2 protein-coding genes and 1 pseudogene are annotated in these 2,433 nt (G+C 72.5%); all 3 read left to right on the top strand.

The genetic code is table 11. The features are described 5' to 3' along the window. The first annotated feature begins 141 nt into the window (after positions 1 to 141). Positions 142 to 1,212 (top strand): Dyp-type peroxidase, encoded by a 1,071-nt coding sequence (locus tag ACFU6K_RS36815; RefSeq protein WP_380670673.1) that lies wholly within the window; start codon positions 142 to 144, stop codon positions 1,210 to 1,212. Between the two features lie 50 nt (positions 1,213 to 1,262). Then, entirely contained in the window at positions 1,263 to 2,060 is a 798-nt protein-coding gene (locus ACFU6K_RS36810; RefSeq protein WP_380670671.1) for a family 1 encapsulin nanocompartment shell protein, read from the top strand. 242 nt (positions 2,061 to 2,302) lie between these two features. Then, positions 2,303 to 2,433 (top strand): annotated as a pseudogene (locus ACFU6K_RS36805) (electron transfer flavoprotein subunit beta); the annotation flags it as partial.

The raw sequence follows: 2,433 nt of genomic DNA, 5'->3' as shown, positions 1-2,433 counted from the left end.
GACTCCGACAGGGCCGTTCGGCTGCGCGTCGGCCGTGCCGGATTGTCCGCTTTGCGGTGTAATCATTCCCATGATCAGACTGATGCCGGTCCGTCCCCCGTTCGGCCTCCCCGCACCGCGGCGGGAGCGGCGTCCGTGAGCCTGCCGCCGGAGAACCCCGTCCTCCCGAGAAAGGCCACCACCGTGCAGGCCGAATCGCAAGCCGTCCTCTCCCCGCTGACCAGCGCGGCCGTCTTCCTGGTCCTCACCGTCGAACCCGGCCGCGAGGCGGCCGTCCGCGACCTGCTGCCCGAGCTCGCCGGACTGCGCCGCGCGGTCGGCTTCCGGGCCCCCGAGGGCGGCCTCACCTGCGTCACCGGCATCGGCTCCGAGCTCTGGGACCGCCTCTTCGCCGGCCCCCGCCCGGCCTCCCTGCACCCCTTCCAGGAGGTGGCCGGCACCCGCCACCGCGCCCCGGCCACCCCCGGCGACCTGCTGCTGCACCTGCGGGCGGAGCGGATGGACCTCTGCTTCGAACTGGCCGCGCAGCTCACCGGTCGGCTCGCCGGGGCCGCCACCGTCGTCGACTCCGTCCAGGGCTTCAAGTACTTCGAGGACCGGGACCTGCTCGGCTTCGTCGACGGCACCGAGAACCCGGAGGGCCGGGCCGCCGAGCGCGCGGCCCTGGTCGGCGCCGAGGACCCGGGGTTCACCGGCGGCAGCTACGTCCTCGTCCAGCGGTACGTGCACGCCATGGACAAGTGGAACGCGCTGAGCGTCGAGCAGCAGGAGGGGGCGGTCGGCCGCACCAAGCTCGACGACATCGAGCTGTCCGACGAGGCCAAACCCGCCGACTCGCACGTGGCGCTCACCGTGATCACCGGCCCGGACGGCGAGGAGCGGAAGATCGTCCGCTTCAACATGCCGTACGGCACCTTCGGCTCCGCGGACCGCGGCGGCGAGTCCGGCACCTACTTCATCGGCTACGCGGCCGACCCCGGGGTGACCGAGGAGATGCTGCGCAACATGGTCGTCGGCAACCCGCCCGGCACCACCGACCGGCTGCTCGACTTCTCCACCGCCGTCACCGGTGGGCTGTTCTTCGTCCCGACCGCCGACTTCCTCGACTCCCCGCCACCGGCGCCCTCGGCGGCCCCCGCCTCGACCCCCGCCCCCGTCCCCCTCTCCGGGGACGGCTCGCTCGGCATCGGCAGCCTCAGGCAGACCCCCTGACCGCGCCCCCGGCAGATCCCTGACAGACCCCCCTGAACAGGACCCCGCCCATGAACAACCTCCACCGCGACCTCGCCCCGATCTCCGCCGCCGCCTGGGAGGAGATCGAGGAGGAGGCCCGCCAGACCTTCAAGCTCCACATCGCCGGCCGCCGGGTGGTCGACCTCAACGGCCCCGAGGGCGCCACCCTCGCCGCCGTCGGCACCGGCCACCTGACCGCCATCGACCCCCCGACGGACGGCATCCAGGCCCGCGCCCGCACCGCCCAGCCGGTGGTCGAGCTGCGCGTCCCCTTCACCGTCCGCCGCGACGCCGTGGACGACGTCGAACGCGGCTCCCGGGACTCCGACTGGCAGCCGGTGAAGGACGCGGGCCGCAAGCTCGCCCTGGCCGAGGACCGCGCCGTCTTCGAGGGCTACCGCGCGGCCTCCATCGACGGCATCCGCGCCGCCTCCACCAACCCGCCGGTCCAGCTCCCCGAGGACGTCCGCGAGTACCCGGAGGCCGTCAGCCGCGCCCTCACCGCCCTCCGCCTGGCCGGCGTCGGCGGCCCCTACTCACTCCTGCTCGGCGCCGCCGCCTTCACCGCCGTCAACGAGACCAGCGACCACGGCTACCCGGTCCACAACCACCTCGCCCGCCTCCTCGACGGCGAGATCATCTGGGCCCCGGCCATCGACGGCGCCTACCTGCTCTCCACCCGCGGCGGCGACTTCGAACTCCACCTCGGCCAGGACGCCTCGGTGGGCTACCTCTCCCACGACGCCGAGACGATCCAGCTCTACCTCCAGGAGACCCTGACGTTCCGCGTCTACACGGGAGAGGCGGCCGTCGTCCTCCGCGCCTAGCGCCCGCTCACGATCCCCGGGAAGCCGGGAAGGGTACTGAGTTCCTTTACGAGGGGTACTGAGTGCCGTATTCTCTCCGTGGAGCCTCTGCCGCCAGTCGACGGGAGTCGACACGGTCTGCCGGTCCAGGTGGCGCTTGCGGTGCGCGGGTCGTGCCCGGGCCGGACTTGGCACTCAGTACCCTCGGCATGCCTGAGGCCATGGATCAGTGCATCCGTGCACCCGTGACAGGAGAACCGCTCATGAGCTTGAGGATCGTCGTCTGTGTGAAGCACGTCCCGGACGCGACGGGTGACCGTCGTTTCGCGGACGACCACACCACCGACCGGGAGGGTGTGGACGGCCTCCTGTCGGAGCTGGACGAGTACGGCGT

The organism is Kitasatospora sp. NPDC057512 (assembly GCF_042802135.1).
In the GTDB taxonomy this organism is placed as follows: Bacteria; Actinomycetota; Actinomycetes; order Streptomycetales; family Streptomycetaceae; genus Kitasatospora.
The sequence above is the reverse complement of the archived record's forward strand: the minus strand, read 5'-3'. Positions and strand labels throughout refer to the sequence as shown.

Bases quoted from the DNA above. Each gene is read 5' to 3' on its own strand.
- ACFU6K_RS36810 (WP_380670671.1), top strand. From the start codon at position 1,263: ATGAACAACCTCCACCGCGACCTCGCCCCGATCTCCGCCGCCGCCTGG.